11 protein-coding genes are annotated in these 18,481 nt (G+C 42.6%); 1 reads left to right on the plus strand and 10 read right to left on the minus strand.

The annotated features are described in order from the left end of the window. Positions 1-763 precede the first annotated feature (763 nt). From BLP33_RS06825 to BLP33_RS06840, 4 genes are read right to left on the minus strand one after another with little or no spacing between them, the layout of a single operon-like run. Positions 764-1,171, minus strand: a complete 408-nt coding sequence (locus BLP33_RS06825) for a hypothetical protein (RefSeq protein ID WP_090525955.1) — start codon at positions 1,169-1,171, stop codon at positions 764-766. 26 nt (positions 1,172-1,197) lie between these two features. After that, on the minus strand, positions 1,198-2,787 hold the full coding sequence (locus BLP33_RS06830) for an MFS transporter (protein ID WP_090525956.1): 1,590 nt from the start codon (positions 2,785-2,787) through the stop codon (positions 1,198-1,200). After that, complete coding sequence (locus BLP33_RS06835; protein ID WP_090525957.1) at positions 2,780-3,847, minus strand: HlyD family secretion protein; 1,068 nt, start codon at positions 3,845-3,847, stop codon at positions 2,780-2,782. Before BLP33_RS06835 ends, BLP33_RS06830 begins: the two co-directional genes overlap by 8 nt. A 1-nt stretch (position 3,848) precedes the next feature. Beyond that, on the minus strand, positions 3,849-5,168 hold the full coding sequence (locus BLP33_RS06840) for a TolC family protein (RefSeq protein ID WP_090525958.1): 1,320 nt from the start codon (positions 5,166-5,168) through the stop codon (positions 3,849-3,851). 108 nt (positions 5,169-5,276) lie between these two features. Between BLP33_RS06840 and BLP33_RS06845 the strand changes: the two genes are divergently transcribed. Then, complete coding sequence (locus tag BLP33_RS06845; RefSeq protein ID WP_217633115.1) at positions 5,277-6,071, plus strand: AraC family transcriptional regulator; 795 nt, start codon at positions 5,277-5,279, stop codon at positions 6,069-6,071. 224 nt (positions 6,072-6,295) lie between these two features. Here BLP33_RS06845 and BLP33_RS06850 read toward each other — a convergent pair whose 3' ends face one another. From BLP33_RS06850 to BLP33_RS06875, 6 genes are all read right to left on the minus strand, one after another. Beyond that, positions 6,296-7,213 (minus strand): helix-turn-helix domain-containing protein, encoded by a 918-nt coding sequence (locus tag BLP33_RS06850; protein ID WP_090525959.1) that lies wholly within the window; start codon positions 7,211-7,213, stop codon positions 6,296-6,298. Between the two features lie 78 nt (positions 7,214-7,291). Further along, positions 7,292-8,053 carry an SDR family NAD(P)-dependent oxidoreductase gene (locus BLP33_RS06855; protein WP_090525960.1) on the minus strand — a complete coding sequence of 254 codons (762 nt, stop codon included), beginning with the start codon at positions 8,051-8,053 and terminating at the stop codon, positions 7,292-7,294. A 699-nt stretch (positions 8,054-8,752) separates the two neighbouring features. Further along, positions 8,753-11,329: a glycoside hydrolase family 31 protein gene (locus tag BLP33_RS06860; RefSeq protein ID WP_175489955.1), complete on the minus strand. Its 2,577-nt coding sequence runs from the start codon at positions 11,327-11,329 to the stop codon at positions 8,753-8,755. Positions 11,330-11,672: 343 nt separating this feature from the next. After that, entirely contained in the window at positions 11,673-13,541 is a 1,869-nt protein-coding gene (locus tag BLP33_RS06865) for a RagB/SusD family nutrient uptake outer membrane protein (RefSeq protein ID WP_090525962.1), read from the minus strand. Between the two features lie 10 nt (positions 13,542-13,551). Continuing rightward, positions 13,552-16,920, minus strand: coding sequence for a TonB-dependent receptor (locus BLP33_RS06870; RefSeq protein ID WP_175489956.1), 3,369 nt, complete (start codon positions 16,918-16,920; stop codon positions 13,552-13,554). A gap of 299 nt (positions 16,921-17,219) precedes the next feature. Further along, positions 17,220-18,365 carry a FecR family protein gene (locus BLP33_RS06875; RefSeq protein WP_090525964.1) on the minus strand — a complete coding sequence of 382 codons (1,146 nt, stop codon included), beginning with the start codon at positions 18,363-18,365 and terminating at the stop codon, positions 17,220-17,222. Positions 18,366-18,481: the final 116 nt, after the last annotated feature.

Consider the following 18,481-nt stretch of genomic DNA (forward strand, 5'->3'; position numbering starts at 1 on the left):
TGCACAACAAGCATAAAATTGCCAGTAAAAATTTCGACTTCATTAAATCAGTTACTGGCTTTAAAAAACTTTAGCGGATAATGAGTTACTGGGAGTAAAGGGGGTATATATTTATTCATACATTACAGCGATAAGATTAGTAGCAGTAAATATAATATTTTTTAATGGGAAATTGAGTGCCGGGTTTTTGGCGACATTTTTCATAAAACACTTTGACACAAGTGTTAGTTGCTTCGTTCTTACAAAACGATCCGGTACACTATTTCTAAAATTCAACCAGGATCTTATATCTTCAATCTATTAAAATTAAACTTTTGTTCCTGGCCTTCTTTGATTTCTTTAGCGTTAACTGATCGCTTTTTACTATCCGCTACCGTGTTTAATTTAATAGTCTCGTGATGAACTTTAATGGTTAATGATCTTACTTTGCTATTTGCGCCATCGTTGCACTACCCGACCGCGTAACCGTTCGACCAGAAATAAGTTCCGGTTTGGATGTTATTGCAAACTGCCATCAACTGCTGAATACTGGAATTTGCTGATGGCAGGATTAGCTGATTTCGGCAGACATCACTTCAAGCCGGTAATCTTTGTCCACTATAAACTCGTCCGGATGCACCTTCAATGCATTCTGATGACATTCAAGACAGTTTGCTATTAGATTAAATCTATGGTATAACCTTCCGACTGAAGTTTTTGGATGACTTCAAAAGCCGTGGCCATGATATTGTTGTTTTTTTATAAATCTCGGTATAGTTAATGCTTAGTCCCAGTTACCTGACAGCGTAACATCCATGTCTTTATTTTTGACATCCATCTCTAACGGAAAGATGATTTTATAACTATCCATATTCATTTTTTGCGAACTAATCAAACCTGTAGAGTCGGCCCACAACTGCACTATACATGTTTGTTTATATAGCGCTTGTTTGAGGCTCGAAGTTATACCCAGCGTAACGGGCAATGGCAGGGTTGACGGATACGAAGCAGATTTACCGATAACTCGCTGATTATCTGCGGCGTCAACTACCTTGACGTAAATAAGCTGTAATTCGGAGTTTTTGTTTGTGTAGGCATTTATGGTAACCGTTTTTAATTTAAAGTTTTGGTTATCTTTTTGGCATGCAGTTATACTGACGATGATAATAGCCAACAGGGTTATATATTTCATTTGTTGTTTAATATTAAGTAATTAGATTATGCAGGTACAAGCCGGCGCGAACGCAGGTAAACCGCTGTACGATTTAGATAAGGGAATAAAGCAATAAGCAGCAAGGTTGCGACCAACATCATTGACATCATCTCGTAATAATCCATAGCGAATCTGATTTGGATTTGCTGATTAACGGCGCCTACCAATTGCTTGTTTGCGCCTTTACCGGCTTGCTTTAACGAGAGACCCTTTGACAACAGTTCGGTCCCACGCGTGGCCAGCGCGTGCAATGCAAACCGGTCAACTTTTGTTAGATGGTCCTGAAATGCATTGTAATGCCGGCTTTTTTCGTAGAGCTCGCAAAAATTGATGATTGTAGCACTAACACAGAAGCCAACATACCCCATAGTTGAACATATCGAAGTTGCTGACGGGCCAATTGCAACAGGCACTGCAGAGATGGCATACACAATAGTGGGTACCATGATCATCCCCACGCCTATCCCCTGCATAAATAGCGGAGCGTAAAAGTTGTTTTCATTTGCCTCTGTAGCAAACAAAAAGAACATAATGACGTGAAAAGCCAGCAATAATATAAAGCCCGGAAACCAGATAAACCTGATATTTTTTTTCTGCAGGATCATAGCACCGGAAATTATAATACCAATTATGAGGCCGCCCAGGTTGCAACTGTTTATATAGCTTACGTGAATAGGATCAAGCTTAAGCACACCTGTAAAAAATGAATTGGTGATATTAACCGCAAACCGACATATATAAAGTATTAAGATGAGAAAGGCCGCGAACTTAAAATTGCGAAAGCGAAATATACCCAGATGCAGATATGGTCTTTTTAAACCTCTTTGGCGTACAATGTAAATCAGCGTGCTAACTATCATAGCGGCAACGCTATAGTAAATGCGGGCATCATCCAACCAATAATATTCCTGCCCATAAATACTAATATACCCCAGCAAAGTGAGCATGATGCTCCAAAACACAAAACTCTGCCAGTCGAGTTTGTATAAGTGAAACCGGGCGTTTAACCTTACGTTATTCATACACAGCATGATAAGGCACAGGCATGGCAGGTAAGAGAATAATGCGCCCTTGTAAACCAGGTTAAAATTATAAGAGTCTATCAAATCGGCGGTAACCAAATTGGTAAAGGGCAGAATACATATCAGCATTCCGAAAAAAACCGAGAAGCTTATTTCGCGGGCCCTTTCGCTGTGCAGGCGGGTAAACATGAGGGATAAAGACAGGTTTACTGTACTGGAGAACAACATCCCCTGGAAAAAACGGATCGGGAATAATATATAAAGATCATTGGTTAAATAACATACCAGTGTTGTCAGCAACTCCAACATGGTAAAAATGATAAAATATTCTTTTGCTGCCAGGAAGTTGAAGAATCGCCGTTCAAGGCTGTAAAAGGCTATATACCCGGCATAAAACAAAGCTACCGCAAATTGTATATCTGCCGGTTCGCTGCCATAATAGCCTGCTGCCGCATTGATGTTTGCAAATGGCAGAAAAAAAAGCACCAGCGTGGGCAGGATAAGTGAAAACAGTATGATCTTAATAGCCCAGCCCGGAACCCAGCTTCTAAAAATTGGAATCCCCCTATCCATGGCGCTGCTGTTTTTTTGGAACGTAAACATTAACATTCATCCCCACTCTAAGCATGGCCAGCTGCTTTTTTTCAGCATCGACCCTGATACGTACCGGCACACGCTGAACAATTTTCACATAGTTACCGGTAGAGTTATCCGGAGGCAGCAACGAGAAGCTGGAACCGGTCGCGGGCGACAGTGAAATGATAGTGCCCTTAAACTCCTGGTCCGGAAATGCGTCGGCAACAAATTTTACGGTATCACCTATATGCATGCCGGCAATTTGGGTTTCTTTATAATTGGCTATCACCCATTTGTCAGTTTCGTTATCAACAATATAGGCCAACACTTCGCCAGCATTAATCATTTGACCGACCTCTACCGTACGACGGCCCATTCTTCCATCATATGAAGCCCTGATAACGGTATATTCAACGTCAAGCATGTTGCGGTCAAGCAAAGCTTTTAAACGTGCAATTTCTGCCCTTAATACCGTCTTTTCTGCTATAATATCTTCTATTTTTGATTCTGCGGCTCCGTAGTTTTCCTCTGCCGACTGGAAATCGCTATTGTTTACATCCAGGGTAGCCTGAACATTTTCAAGCTGTTGTTTAGTAGCTGACTCCTCTTTATAAAGGCGCAAATAACGTTCAAAGTCAAGCCGCTGTTTCCAAACTTTTGCAGCGCTTGCTTTAATTTGAGCTTTAGCAGAACCGGCAGTTTTTTGCGTGGTGTGTATGTTACTTTTTAATACCTCTAACTGTGCCTCGGCTTTTTGTATAGCTGCCCGGGTCTGCGCAACTTGTAAAGTGTATTCCCGGTTGTCTATGATTAATAAGGTATCTCCCTTTTTTACCGGCTGGTTCTCTTCAAACTTTACAGCCACTATAAAACCTCCCGCACGCGATATAACAGGGTTTACGTACTCCTGTACCTGTGCGTCATTAGTTTGCTCATACTCATGATACTCCCAAAGTGTAAATACGGCCCAAATAGCCAGGGCTATAATGGTAAGGCCGGCTATCCAACCGGTTATCTTGGTAATAATTCGATCTGTTACTATATGCTTTTTTTTCATGTTAAAGTACGCCGGTGATGTTTTGAAGTAGATAATATTTGTTTTGGGCCACAATACGTGCGGTTGCCAGCTCAAAGCGTGTTTGCAGCACCTGCACATCGGCATCAAGCAAGTCGGTAATTAATGAAGTTTGATTGAAATAGGTATTTTTAATAATGCGGGCGTTTTCCTGTGCATGGGCCACATCAACCTCGGCCACACCAATTTGCACCAGCGATTCCTTATATCGTAAGTAAGCCTCTTTAACCTGTTGCCGTACTTTGTCCTCAATGTCTTTATGAGTGGTTTCTTCTTTATCAAGCTCCAGTTTAGCCGAGTTCACTTTATGCCTGTTTTGATAAAGTTGCGATAGCGGCATAGTAACCCTGATACCGGCAACACCAAGCGAGTACCAGGCAGGATTGTAGGGAAATAGGAATATTTGCGGGTTAGCATATGAAAAATCGCTGTAAAGCCCAACCTTTGGCTGATAGTTGGCTTTTACCTGGCTAAGATGCAGTTTACTAACCTGCGTTTGCTTTTCAGAAATATGGTACGCAAAGGAATGTTCCATTGCGTCGGCGAGGTATTTTTCATAAGGCAATTCTGGCACGTCAACTGAATCGAACTCTGTGGGGATGATCACACTTTCATCCGGTTCGCCCATAATGATGTTTAGTTTCTGCGTAGCGATAAGAATATCATTCTCAATGGTTACCAAAGCCATCTTACGCCTGGAAAGATCCAGTTCAACACGCAGCACATCGCTTTTTAAGACCACCCCATTTTTTTGAAGGGCTTTTATCTCCAACAATTGCTTTTCCTGATCGGCAATATCCTTAATGATCAGTTTCCTGAAGACCAAGGCCTTTTGAAGATCAAGATACAGCGCGGCCGTTTTATACCTGATGACAGAGATCGCTTCGTTATTATGGATAACCGCAATCTGGTACAATAGCTTATTCTCTTCAATTTTAAGATTAAGCTTATTGCCATTATAAAGGTTCAGATAAAAATCGGCCCCTGCTTTGTATAAAGTGTGTATAATTTCGTGTTCCTGCGTGTGCGAAGAAAAAAGGCCATTTTCATAAATGGGCATATTGGTTGCCTTTTCAATGCTGCCAAGCAAACTTACTTCGGGCAACCGTTCCATTATTGCGTCCTTAATCTCCTCGTCAGCAATCAAATTGGCTTTTCTGGTAATCTCAACCTGCCTGCTGTTTTGTTCGGCTTTGCGCCAGGCCTCCGGCAATGTAAGAATGGCAGTGTTTTTAGACTGGCTATATGCGATATTGGCGGTTAACAAACCAGCAAATGCGATCAATATTTTACTGTAGTACATATTTGTGGCAAAAATATGCCTCTCATAATTGCTCGCTTTCGCCTAAGTTGCCAATATTTTCATCATTCCGGCCAATTTTTATTAACTTTGAACTGCGATGAAATTCTAATGACGAAAATTGGATTAATAGCTTCTCTCCCCGAAATTGATAATAAACCGGATTCGGTTTTTGTGATGCATGAAAGATCAGAGAAATTAATCCCTTTTCATACCCATACCAAGGGCCAGTTAAGCTACGTTGAGGGCGGCTTGGCTTACATCACTACACAAAACAAAACCTATGTAGTGCCTGCAAGGCATTATTTCTGGATTCCGCAGGGCCTGATACATGAACTTCGGGTGGGTGTTTTCGCAACAGCTTTACGATCACTTTATTTTTATTCCACCAACGACGACGCGAATGAATTTTATGGCAAACTGGGTATTTATCCGGCTAGCGAGTTGCTGATCCAAATGATCAATTATACCGAGCGTTGGGACGAACTCCATATAGGCATTGGCGATCGTAATTTCGATTTCCTGGTAGCGCTGAAGAATATGCTGCCCGACTTAAACAAAAGGTCGTTGCCTATTATGTTGCCCAAAACTGAACATGAGCTAATGCAAAAGATCATGAATTATTTAGAAAGCCATATAAGCGAAAAATTAGTTATAGCTGATGTAAGCGAACATTTTGCCATGAGCGAGCGGTCGTTATCGCGCCTGTTTCAGTCGCAATTACGTATTTCTTTTTTACAATATATTAAGAGCCTGCGTATGATAACGGCGATAGAGATGATTGTTAAAACACAAAAACCTATTGCTGATATTGCTTTTGAGGTGGGGTATGCCAGTGTTGCGTCATTTAGTGATACATTTTATGCTTTCACCTCATCACGTCCGTCTGACTTGCGGAGGCGTTGATCTGAAAAGTCAGCCGAACGGTCAAGCTTTCCCAGTACCGCTTACCCACACACGTACGCTTTGCACATCTATAGTAGAATATCCAGTCTCTGCCCTGGCTGTGGCTCTTGCCAGCTTTTAAGTCCGCCTGTGAAAAAATAGATGTCATTAAACCCTTGTCTTCATTTATTCCCATACAAAGGTCTTGGGCGCTGACCCCATCCGCTAACAGAAAGTAAGTTTAATCAATTCAATGAAGATTTGAATTGAGCAGGCGATAGCTGCGTTTTGATCTTAAAAAGGCGGCTAAACGATTGCGGATGCCCGAATCCCAATCGATAAGCGACTTGGCTAATGCTCAATGTGGATGTGGCAAGTAATTCTTTAGATCTCTCGATCAGTTGCTCCTGGATGTGCTGTTGTGCGCTAAGCCCGGTGAGCGAGCGCAACATATCACTCAGGTAATTTGGTGTGTAGTTTAATCGATCCGCCAGGTGCTGAACGGTGGGCAGCCCTTTTTTTGTTGGCATTTCTTTTTGGAAGTAACTGTTGAGTGCCGCTTCGAACTGCTGAAGCAGGTCGCTGGTGGCGGACTGTCTCGTAAGGAACTGACGTTTGTAAAAGCGTTTGGCGTACGTCAAAAGCAATTCTATCTGCGCAATGACCACCTCCTGGCTGAAATCGTCGATGCGGCTGTTCAACTCTTCTTCAATGATCTTAAAAATGGATGAAATGGTCTTTCTTTCCTGTTCAGAAAGGTGAAGCGCTTCGTTTGATGAATATGAAAAAAAACCATACTGCCTGATCTTGGCAGCTAAGGGAAAACCTTGCAAAAAATCCTGATGAAAGATCAACGAATAACCTTCATTTCCTTTATATACGGATGTGCTGCCAACCACCTGGTTAGGTGCGGTGAATACCATACTGCCTTCGTCAAAATCATAATAGCCCTGCCCGTATCTAAACTTGCCGCCCAGCTTTTCAATAAAGGATATCTTGTACAACGAGGTCACGTAACTGACCGGTAAACGGCTTAAATTAATCCGTTCGTCGCGTGTATCAAACAAGGTGATTAACGGATGCTTAGGCCCTGGGAGATCCAGCATACGGTGAACCTCTTTAATCGATTCTACTTTAGCGATTTTAGGCTTTTCTGTTTTCATAGCTAAAATTACTTAATATGACCGGCAACTGCCTCAGCCGCCGGTCATTTAAGTGCCAGGTAATTGCGATTAATCGAATTACCAGGGCAGTTTTCCTTCCGGGCCGGTAAATCCACCTGTCGGGCCATCTGTTTCGAGTGCGACGCGTACTGGCTCACGCGAACCCATTTCCAGGCTATCTGTTCCCTGGAAATTATTGAGCGCAGTAGCTGTATAACCCGGGCTGGTCGCGTTTACCTTGATCCCTTCTTTCTCCAGCTCTAAGGCAAAAGCCAGGGTTACCGCATTTAAAGCAGTTTTAGATGCAGCATAGACGATGCCGAAATGCTCACGTGCCCAGCATTCCGGATCGGAAATCCATGTAAGGGAGCCAAGGCCGCTGGATACGTTAACGATGCGCGCTGCTGCCGATTTTCGCAGTAAGGGCAACGCCTTCTGGGTTACAGCGATCACACCGAAAACGTTGGTTTCCCAAACGGTGCGTACTTCATCCAGCGATACGTTAACGGCGCGACCGGTGGCCATTAACTCCTCCGGGGTTTTGGGAGCCGTTCCTGCGTGAGAGACACCCGCGTTATTCACCAGTAGGTCCAGGCGTCCATATTCACCGGTTATTTTAGCTACCGCCGCATTGATACTTTCCTGCTGTGTGACATCCAGCTGTACTGCTTTTGCATTATCGCCAATCTCGGCAGCTGCCTTTTTGCCGTTCTCCAGGTTACGGGAACCCAAATAAACAATATAGCCGTTAGCGGCTAGTGCTTTAGCAATTTCATTCCCTACACCCTGATTAGCACCGGTTACCAGCGCGATCAGTTGATTATGATCTTGACTTTCCATTTGCTTAATTTTTTTAGTAGAACAAAGGTCTGTATCACAAGTTGTACCGTTTTAACCAAATCAAGGATATTCCTAACCAAATTATTCTATTATTTAAAAGGGCTACCCAGCCTACGATATTGCCTGGACGCCATTAGTTGGCAGCCGGGCTCGTGAGTACAGTAGCATTCAAATATTTGGTCGATTCGGCAGGACGATGTCCTGCCAGCTTTGGGCGACGGTGATTTGTTTGAGAAGCGGTAAACAAAACAAGGTCGTGATTTTTTTCATGGCCTATTATAGTTAGACGTTTGTGAGGCTCTAAATATTATTAGAAATTTTTAGAGCTGATCTATAAAGCCATGTTTGCTCCACGGTAGGCCTGTTGTCATTAACATTCAGAATTAACGTTAATACTGTCCATCCCATGTGGATCAATCATTGCGAACTAAACAGAGCCCCGGTTGAAAACAAACAGATTAAGTGATTATCCCACGAGGCAGGGTGGGCTATCCGCAATTAATAAAAGCATAAAAAAAGTTGTCAATGAATTGACAACTTGCCTAAAGTAGTACTCAAACCCGTCTGCTATACAAACGTTTTTTTCAGATGACCTAACACGGTTTGCCGCTTTATTTTAATAAATAAGATAAATTTGAAATATCTAAACCGTCATTAATCGAACCGCAGCTATATGTCAATATTCGTTAACTATTGAACCTACGGGAGTAATTTTATGAGATCCTTCCTCTCCTGCTCACCAACCTGCTTAAGCAACCTAATTTCTTCTGGGATAAGTTTATAATAGCGCTCAAAATTCTCTAAATAGTTTGCGAAATTCATTGGATGATAACTCAGTAAGCGATTAGTTTCCTCCGCAAAACCAAGATTTTTCGGAATATAAATACCATCATTACCATTGTCGCCATTTTTTAATACAGATGTTATCATCGACAAGCGTTTGAACTTCTCTACAAGCCCTGCAGTTATCAAGGTTCCTGGTGCCTCGTTATAGGTTATGCGTAATTGCCTTGCAACCTTGCAGCTTTGATCAGGAAGCAATATATTTAAACATAGATTGTCGCCATCATAATTCCAGCAGCCATCCCGGCTATCAGGATTAAATTGCAGAGGTTTGCCGTTCACCGATACCTTTAACGGCGGCTGGGTACCAAATACCTTTATTTTAATTTTTTTCCGTTCGGCCATGTCTTGATAATTGCCCACAGTAGGCGCTATATTCACAATCAGCTCTTTGTCGTCGAGCTGTGATGCTATGTTAGTTTTGGCAAATTGGTTTTTATAATTTTTATTGTTTCCGTTATCCTCGTAAACCTGGAAATTACCGCTACCTCCCGGAAATATTCCCAGCGTTAGGTTATTCGGATTTTTGTCCAGATTTTGAATTTGATTATTGTACATGGGTATTACCGAGCCGGCTTTTACATATACCGGGTATTCGTTAATCGAAAATGAACGTTCAAGTATTTGCCCTCCCTTTAGCAAAGTTCCTGTAGACCACTCATACCAATCATTTCCTTTCGGCAACCAAACTTTAACTGTGGCGAAGCCATCCTTAGATGGTGTTGTAATTGGCCTGATAAGCATATTATCGCCAAACATGTACTCTTCTTTATAGCTGTAAGCTTCCGGCTGTTTCGCATAATCATAATACATTGGCCGGCAAAGCCCGATGCCGGTTTCAAACGTTTTCCTTGACATTGTATAAATGTAGGGCACGAGCGCGTAACGCAGCCTGATGGCATCATGTTGTGCTGTAGCATACTCCGGAGCAAAATTCCATATCTCTTTTTTGATAGCTGCGTTTTTAGTAGAATGTGTTCGCATAATGGGGCTAAAGCAACCATATTGCAACCAACGTGTATAAAGTTCAGGCTCTACCCCTTTTTCGTTTCCCTTGAGGATGTGCCCGCCAATATCATGGCTCCAATAACAATATAAAACGTTCGATGCAGTGCTTGTAAAATAGGGTTCATAAGCCAGTGATTCCCACGACATGAAAGTATCTCCCGAAAATCCAATCTGGTAACGGTGGTTGCCCAATCCTCCCCATCGATGGTACAACAGCGGCCTGTTTTGGCTATGCATTGCCTTATCGGTAAAGAATGTATAATTAAGCCACCATGTATTACTTAGTTGGGGGATCTTATTATCGTTTGGCCATTGTTGCCAGTCCAGCCACCAAAAATTAACGCCGGCTTTTTCTATTGGTCTTAATACGATATCAAATAAGCCACGCATAAACACTTTGTTTGATACTTCAAACGGGATAGCTTTCCTTTGGGAGGAATCGGTCTTTATATAGGCAGCAAAATCATTATAACGTTGTTCTGTTGGTTGGATACCATCTGCCGGATGGAGATTCAATGTGGTTTTTAAATGGTTGTCCTTTGCCCATTTCAAAAAGTTGCCTGGATCGGGGAAAAGGTTTTTGTTCCAGGTGTAACCTGTCCAGCCCCTGGTATGCCAATCCATATCTATCACCAAAACATCAGTAGGTACATCAAATCGTTTCAGGTTTTGCACCAGTTCCCGAAGCTCGTTATCCGAGTAACTCCAATACCTCGACCACCAGTAACCAAATACATAGCGTGGTAACATAGGCACATGACCTGCAATTTTGCTAAAATCCAATAACGCGGATTTATAATCATCACCATAGCCCAGAAAGTACCAATCCAATTTTGGGGCACCAGGAGCGGTTATCCAGGGCCAGTCAGAGTCATCTAATCTTAAGGATTGAGAATCGTCAAGAAAAAACCAGCCATCCCGCGAAAGGATACCATCTTCCAATTGGAGTTTTTGATTACTGTACAGGTTCATTTCACCGTCTTGCCCATCTAAGGTGCGGGAAGTTCCTTTTAAATTGAATTTTTGTTTTTGCCCCGGCTTCCACGATACCGTATCAGCATTCAAAAAACGGATCTTTAGGTTGGTGCTATCAAATACTCCTGAATTGATTTTGTAAGCAAGCTCAATCTTCTTGGTTTTTAGGTAAAACCATTCGTTTTCCGTCCGCGTGCTGAATGCAGGAACAGGCAGTTTACGGTTAACCACAACCAGCGACGCCCTGTTATCATAACTTGCGGGCTGCCCCCATTGTAATCTTATCAGTTGATCTGTAAGAACGGTAAACCGCACGTTCCCGGATTGCACAACAGCTTTTGGGTCGGGCGTTAATTGATTATCATTTTGACCATATGAGTTACTTGCAAAAAAGATTAGGTAGCAGGCTAATAGCTTAAAAAATGTTATTGTTTTATGTTTGTAGGACATGAGCATATAAGTGAACTTTAAAACTGTGATCAGGAATAATCATAAGAGCTGAACGGGGGCGTATCCGACCAGATAATGTATTTATTTAGCTGATGAGCAGTTGTGAACGGGCATACAATAGCTTTCCGGTTTAAAGAATCCGGTTTTGTTTGAAATTAAAAAACAAGGGTGACTTAAAATGATAACAGGTATCCTGCCGTTTACTTTTCGCTTATCAACAGCCATGCTAAAGCGATTGTCTTATTCAAAACAACCGCTTTAGTTAGCCGTCCTGGCTTTATCTTTACACAGCGTTATTTGAAAACCGAAGGTAAGAGCAAGTCAGCCGATATAAGGGTTTAGGTTACCATCCATAATTTTGCACCAGTGCCGGGTCGATATTAATCTCGGTCTGAGGTATTGGCATCAGGTAATGCCTGTCGGCAAAAACACGGGTTTGATCTACCACCGTTTTATAAAACACCGCAACACCTGCAGCTTCACTATTAGGATCTAAGCCGGTAGAGTTCAGCTCGCCAGGTGTAGGTCTCGCGTTCATGCCGTGCATATTGCCATTGTCTACAGTTTTAGCTATCAACCAGCGGCGAACATCCCAAAAACGCTGATTTTCAAAGGCAAACTCCACACGTCTTTCATTTTGGATCCTTTTCCGCATACCTTCTTTTGTATTATCAGAAGCGATGATGGGTAAGCCCGGCATAGATACCCGGCTGCGTACGGCGTTTACAGCGTTATATACATCGCTATTTGGCGCACCTAAATATTCATTCATAGCCTCAGCATAAATCAAATATATCTCGGCCAGACGGATAATCGGAAAGTTACGGTTTGCATCGCCGCCACCTTTTAAATTAACATTAGGATCGGCCCATTTACGCCAGTTGTAACCTGTTTCGCAGTTGGTACCAGGTTTAGGCCAGCCGTCGCAACCACCGCCGTTATTGCCAAACCAGGCAAATTTTAAAGGCCTCGCATTGTTGGTGTAATTCCAAACGTCGTACTGAAAAAATATAGTAGCGTAAAAACGGGGATCCCTGTTTTTATACATATTTGATATATTGGATACAGGCGTATTCCTTACACCGTCCCATAACTGGCCATTCCAAAAGCCCGTAGCTTGATAACCTGATTGAGGGTCTGTTATTGGCCTGCCATTATTCATTTCGTACGAATCAACTAATTCCTGGAATACACTCATTTTTCCGTTTCCGTTAACGGCATTAGCATCGCGGCCGTTAGGTAAATAATTACCTTCGAAATTTCTGTTGTTCCCCATAATATATGGCAATATGATCTCATCATAATTTCTGGTAAAAAACAACTGCGCATAGTTATCAACAGGGTTTGTTGGGTTGGGATTGGATAGTGAATAAGTATTCAGGTTTAGCACGGCTTTGGCTGCGTTGGCAGCCAGCAGCCATTTATTGTTGTCATAGGTCTGAGGAAATAACTGCGTTCCATCGGCATTTTTAATACCGGCGTACATAGTGTTTCCGTTAAATAACGGGCTGGCTGCATACAGTAAAGTACGGGCTTTTAATGCTAACGCGGCGCCCTTGGTTATCCGCCCATAATCTGCTGAGCCACTGGCATAATTTACCGGTAAAATTTCCGCAATGGCGTCACATTCTGAGGTGATAAATTTAACCACATCCTCAACGGTGTTTCTTGTTGTGGTGGTGGCAGCCGGATCTGTTGTGGCTAAAACTGTATTGATTAAAGGGACGGCGCCGTATCTTCGGAATAATTCAAAATATTGATTAGCGCGCAGAAACCTCGCTTCCGCCTTGTAAAGCGGAATGCGCGGCGTGTAGTAATCACTCCTCGAAGCCGGGACGGGGGTTTTATCAATACTTGCCAGGAAGATATTTGCAGAACGGATATATTGGTAAGCCCTGCCCCAGATATCGAGTGAGTTATTGGTAGCGTTCCAGGCACCTGAATTAAACGGCAATTCGGGTACATTTTCCCAATGGTTTTTACATTCATCAGTACAGGCCCCTAAAACTGTTCCCCCTCCGTAAATGAACTGTATATCATTATTGTTTAGCGATGCGTATAAATGGTTCCAGGCACCTTCGGCATTTTGGATATTATTAAAAACAGCATCCTGCGTAACCAGCTCTGTTGGTACGACATTAAGATATTTTTTGCAGGAAACCACAGAAATGCAGGCAATTAAAAACAGGTATATGAGTTTGTTGCTTTTCATGTTTAATATTTTAAAATGTAAATCTTAAACCCGCGTTGATCACTTTTTGCTGCGGATAAGTTCCAGTACCATTGTTACCAATTTCCGGATCGAAATTGAAATCTTTTAGCTTGCTCCATGTTAACAGGTTAATGCCATTAACAAAAACGCGGGCGTTCTCTATTCCTATCCTTTTCATCCATGTTGTGGGTAAGGTATAGCCCAGTTCAACGGTTTTTAAGCGCAGGTAATTTGATGAATAGACCCAAAAGGTGGAAGCTTGCTGATTGTTCACGTTATCGGCCGATGAAATACGCGGGAACATATAATTGGCATCGGGATTTGAGGCTACCCAGTGGTTATCAACCACCTGTACCAGCGAACTGGCAAAGCGCGAAAAGGCATAAACCCCTGATCCCGACAGTAAAGTAGAGCCGCCTAAACCACCTTGAAACAGGACACTTATATCAAAATTGGCATAATGATAGCCCAGCGCGACACCAAACTGCGATTTGGGATTGGCTACCTTTCCGGGAAGAAAACCGGCATCTAAACTGTTGATCACATTGTCGCCATTTAGGTCTTTATACTTAATATCACCTGGTTTGGTAACACCAAGGCTGGCTTGCGAAGGGCTGTTATCAATATCCTGCTGGCTCTTAAACAATCCGAGGGCGGTGTAACCGTAAATTTGGTTGATACTCGTACCTTTTAAAGCCTGCCATTCGCGACCGGGATAATCGGGTTGGGCATAAAAAAGGATCTTGTTGGTGGCATAGGCATAATTAACTGTAATACTATATCCCTGTTTTTTGCCAAACTCGTGCCTGTGGCTTAGCGAAATCTCGTACCCCCGGTTATCTGTTATGCCCGCATTAACCGCCGGTATTTGCGGCAAGCCTATAAAAGAGGGGATCAACTGCGAGGTAGCCAGGATATTATTGCGGCGTTCTTTAAAAACATCCGCCGAAAGTGAGAACATCCCTTTCCATAAACTCAGGTCAAGGCCCAGGTTTATTTTCTTTGAGCGTTCCCAGGTTAATAAGGTATTGCCAGCCTGACCTTCCAGGTAACCGGTGTAGCTATTTCCATTGCTGTTAAACCCAAATCTATATGAGTCGCCGGTTACCCATGAACTTAAGTAGAGGAACCGGCTTGACCCTATTTTATCGTTACCAACAATACCGTATGATCCGCGCAATTTAATTTGATCGATAAAGCTAAGCGAGGGGTTATCTTTAATAAAATGCTCGTTTGATGCTATCCAACCTGCAGAAACAGCAGGAAAAAAACCAAACCTGTGCCCTTCGGCAAAGTTTTCAGATCCGTTATAGCCAAAATTAAATTCAACCAGGTAACGGTCATCATAAGCGTAAGCAGCGCGGCCTAAAACACCCTGGTATTTGTAGGGTAACCCTGCTCTCGCGTTTCCTACACCACCACCCACAGCATCAAAAAAGCTCGACTGGTTGTAAATAGCCATCGCTTTTACCGAATGCTTGCCAAAATCGCGGTCGTAGTTCATATAAGCTTCCAATACAGTGCGTCGTGATCCGTTGGCGTTCACCTGGTAATCAAGGGTACCGGTACCATTATTTACAATCACATAATGGCCATTAGCTGCCAGGTCGGTCTCAGTATCGGCAACTCCCTGGTTCAATAAATATTGGTAAGTGATATTGGATAACGGTCTGTTTACATTTCGGAAGTTATCATTATCAAATGATAACCGGACACGTGTACTCAAACCTTTTGTCAGCCAGCCCAGATCCCATTTAAAACCAGCGGTAGATTGCAGGGCGGTTTCAAAGTTTCGTTGATAACCTGACTGTGTCAGATCAACATACGGTGATTGATTAGTATTGGGCGCGGCACCCGGCGAACCATCCGGATTGGTTATTGGATAATACCATGCGGGTGTTTGTTTGATATCATTAAATATTTGTGAGGCATTTGCCCCGGGATAATTTCTATCATAAACAATAGCACCAAGATTCAGTTCCATCGACAGGTTTTTGGTAAGGTTCAGGTCAATATTCGACCGGAAGTTGTATTTATGGGTTATGGCCTGGATATCGTACTGGCTTACCGCGTCTTCGTAGTTATACAAACCGTTTTGCTGCAAATACGATAACGAGATAAAATATCTTGTTTTTTCGGTACCACCCGTAACGTTCAAATTGCCTTGCGAGAGGTATGAAAACGGCTTTAGCATTGTTTTTGTCCAGTTAACATTAGGGTACAGATATTGGTAGGCCGGATAGGTACGATCACGATACTTATTCAGTAAAGCATCGGTGTAAGCGTTGGTATCGGCAAACAGGCCATCGTTTATCAGACCTTCTTTATAAAGCTTGCGGCCAGTGTATGAATCAACATACTGCGGTAAGGAAGTTGGTGACTGCCAGCCGTTTTGCGCCGTTGCCGAGATACGCGATGTGCCGATCCTTCCGCGTTTGGTAGTAACCAGTACAACTCCGTTAGCGCCTTGGATACCATATATAGCGGTTGAAGCCGCATCTTTAAGGATGCTTACATTTTCTACCTCATTGGCGTCTATGCCACTAAAGTCCCTTTGGATACCATCAACCAAAACCAGGGGAGCCGAATTGTTAGTCGTACCGAAGCCCCTGATGTTCAGAGACGAACCATCGGCACCCGGCTCACCGCTGTTTTGGATGGTTAGCAAGCCTGGCAAGCGGCCGGCCAACGCATTACTTAAATTAGCAACAGGGCTTTGCTGCAGTTCTTTTGTACCTACAGATACTATTGAACCCGTTACGCGTTCTTTGCGCTGAGTTCCGTAACCTACCACAACAATTTCCTGCAAGCCTGTACCAGGAACAAGCGCAATAATCCCCAGGTCTTTCGCTGCTTTAACTTCTTTTGTGGTGTAACCGATGAAAGAGATGACCAGCGTACTGTTGTCAGGAATGTTTTTAAAGGCAAATTCGCCTTTCTCATTGGTGGTCATCCCCTGCCCTGTGCCCTTAATTTTTACCGAAGCACCAGGTAAAGGTCTGCCGGCCTCATCTACCACGGTTCCTTTAACCTCAATATTAGCTATGACCGCTTTATTTTCATTGAGATCCGGTTCAATGGTTTCACCATTGCCCTTAATGACAATGGTTTTTTCGGCAAAACTGTATGAAAGCGCCTGACCTTTTAATAAAATATCAAGTACCTCTTTAATATCGGCATCTTTAACATTGATAGATACTGATGGAGAATTTTGCAGCAACTTATTTTTATAAAAGAAAGTATAGCCGCTTTGCTTATTGATATCTTTTAATACTTTTTCGAGCGATACCCCGTTTTCGGACAGGGTGATTTTTTGGGCGAACACATCCGCTTTAACCTGTAAAGCAAAAGCGATGGTTAACAAAATAATTAGCTTCATCACTAAAAATGTTCTTCGACTTAAAAACAGAAATTCGCAGTTTTTCAAACTACGTAGATTAATTTTCATAGTTTCGTTAGGTTTTTGGTTTGATTAAAATTGAACTGTGCTGGTTTTCTATTAATCTCTGATCCAGAAACTACCGCGCAAGCGGAACCTGCCGGCAGTGTTGGAAGCACTTCCGGCATTTTTTATGGATGAGAATTTTTAAAGGGAGCTTTTAAGTATCTGTTTTCTTCATCTTAAATTGGGTTTTGAGGTTAATAATTGGTATTGGTTTTTATAGGATGATGCAGGGGCTATTGAGAAACGATAAGCTTTCGCCCGTTTTGTTTTACATTAATATCATCAAGTTTCAGGATTTTCAGCACCTCAGAAAAAGCCGCGTTCCGGGGGATCTCACCGTTGTAGGTATCATTACCCAACTGGCCCTGATATTCCACCTCAACATTATACCACCTGGAAATTTTGCGCATTACATCATGAATGTCTGCATTTTTAAATAAGATCACCCCCTTTTTCCAGGCCACAAACTCTTCTGCATCAACAGTTATTTTTGATAACCAGTCGTTTTTGAAAACAGCTTGTTCATTGGGTTTTATAATGATTTCAGGAACGTCCGGAGTTTGATTTTTTCCATAAACTTTAACGCTCCCCTGCAGCAGGGTGGTTTTAACTGCATTTTCGTCCTGGTAAGCGTTGATATTAAAATGAGTACCCAACACCTGCACCACCTGGCCGGCACCCGACACCTTAAATGGCCTGTTTCTATCATGGGCCACCTCAAAATACGCTTCGCCAGATAGCTCAACCACTCTTTCCCTGCTCGTGAAATTTATCGGAAACTTAATGGTACTACCGGCATTTAGCCAGACCTTCGTACCATCGGCCAGTGTAAGCTGGTATTTTCCACCTAAGGGCGTTGATAATATATTGTACGACTGTGACGAACGGGAGATTCGGGCAGTGGTTTTCTGATAGGTCAGGCTGCTATCGATATCGTTATTAACGGCAACATCATTAAGTGTAAACAAGTATCCTTTGCGCAAACCATCAAGGATAATTTGCTTTCCGTCCGCAAGCGTTAATATGGCCTTATTACTGCCCGGTTTAACAATATTTCCATCGGATGCAATTTCGTGAGGTTTAGTAGTTCTGTCGAAATGCTTATTGACAACAAATAATCCACCAAGAGCAAAAATAACAGCCGCTGCTGCCCACCATCGGATCCTGATAAGAGGTTTTATCTGGTTTTTAGATAGCCTGTTTTGCAGATCTGTTTTCAGGCGTTTCTCAATTTCAGCTCTGTCACCAAAATCCGGGATCCAGGGCATATCCGATAAATCGAAGCGATCGCGATATTCTTCAAATAATTTTTGCTCTTCGGGCGTACAGTTACCTGACGTGCAACGCTCGTATAATTCTTTAAATTCCTGGTACAACATGGGTATAACGGTTATTAGTACAGACAACTCCCGCGGCAATAACTCACACACCTTTTTTATTTTTTTTAGATTTTTTGCAAACCATCCAAAATGACACCCAGCTATCCCTCAACAAT

The sequence above is a fragment of the Mucilaginibacter sp. NFR10 genome (assembly GCF_900100445.1).
In the GTDB taxonomy this organism is placed as follows: Bacteria; Bacteroidota; Bacteroidia; order Sphingobacteriales; family Sphingobacteriaceae; genus Mucilaginibacter; species Mucilaginibacter rubeus.

Coding starts and splice junctions, on each gene's coding strand:
- BLP33_RS06825 (WP_090525955.1), bottom strand. CDS start 1,171: ATGAAATATATAACCCTGTTGGCTATTATCATCGTCAGTATAACTGCA.
- BLP33_RS06830 (WP_090525956.1), bottom strand. CDS start 2,787: ATGGATAGGGGGATTCCAATTTTTAGAAGCTGGGTTCCGGGCTGGGCT.
- BLP33_RS06835 (WP_090525957.1), bottom strand. CDS start 3,847: ATGAAAAAAAAGCATATAGTAACAGATCGAATTATTACCAAGATAACC.
- BLP33_RS06840 (WP_090525958.1), bottom strand. CDS start 5,168: ATGTACTACAGTAAAATATTGATCGCATTTGCTGGTTTGTTAACCGCC.
- BLP33_RS06845 (WP_217633115.1), top strand. CDS start 5,277: ATGACGAAAATTGGATTAATAGCTTCTCTCCCCGAAATTGATAATAAA.
- BLP33_RS06850 (WP_090525959.1), bottom strand. CDS start 7,213: ATGAAAACAGAAAAGCCTAAAATCGCTAAAGTAGAATCGATTAAAGAG.
- BLP33_RS06855 (WP_090525960.1), bottom strand. CDS start 8,053: ATGGAAAGTCAAGATCATAATCAACTGATCGCGCTGGTAACCGGTGCT.
- BLP33_RS06860 (WP_175489955.1), bottom strand. CDS start 11,329: ATGTCCTACAAACATAAAACAATAACATTTTTTAAGCTATTAGCCTGC.
- BLP33_RS06865 (WP_090525962.1), bottom strand. CDS start 13,541: ATGAAAAGCAACAAACTCATATACCTGTTTTTAATTGCCTGCATTTCT.
- BLP33_RS06870 (WP_175489956.1), bottom strand. CDS start 16,920: ATGAAGCTAATTATTTTGTTAACCATCGCTTTTGCTTTACAGGTTAAA.
- BLP33_RS06875 (WP_090525964.1), bottom strand. CDS start 18,365: ATGTTGTACCAGGAATTTAAAGAATTATACGAGCGTTGCACGTCAGGT.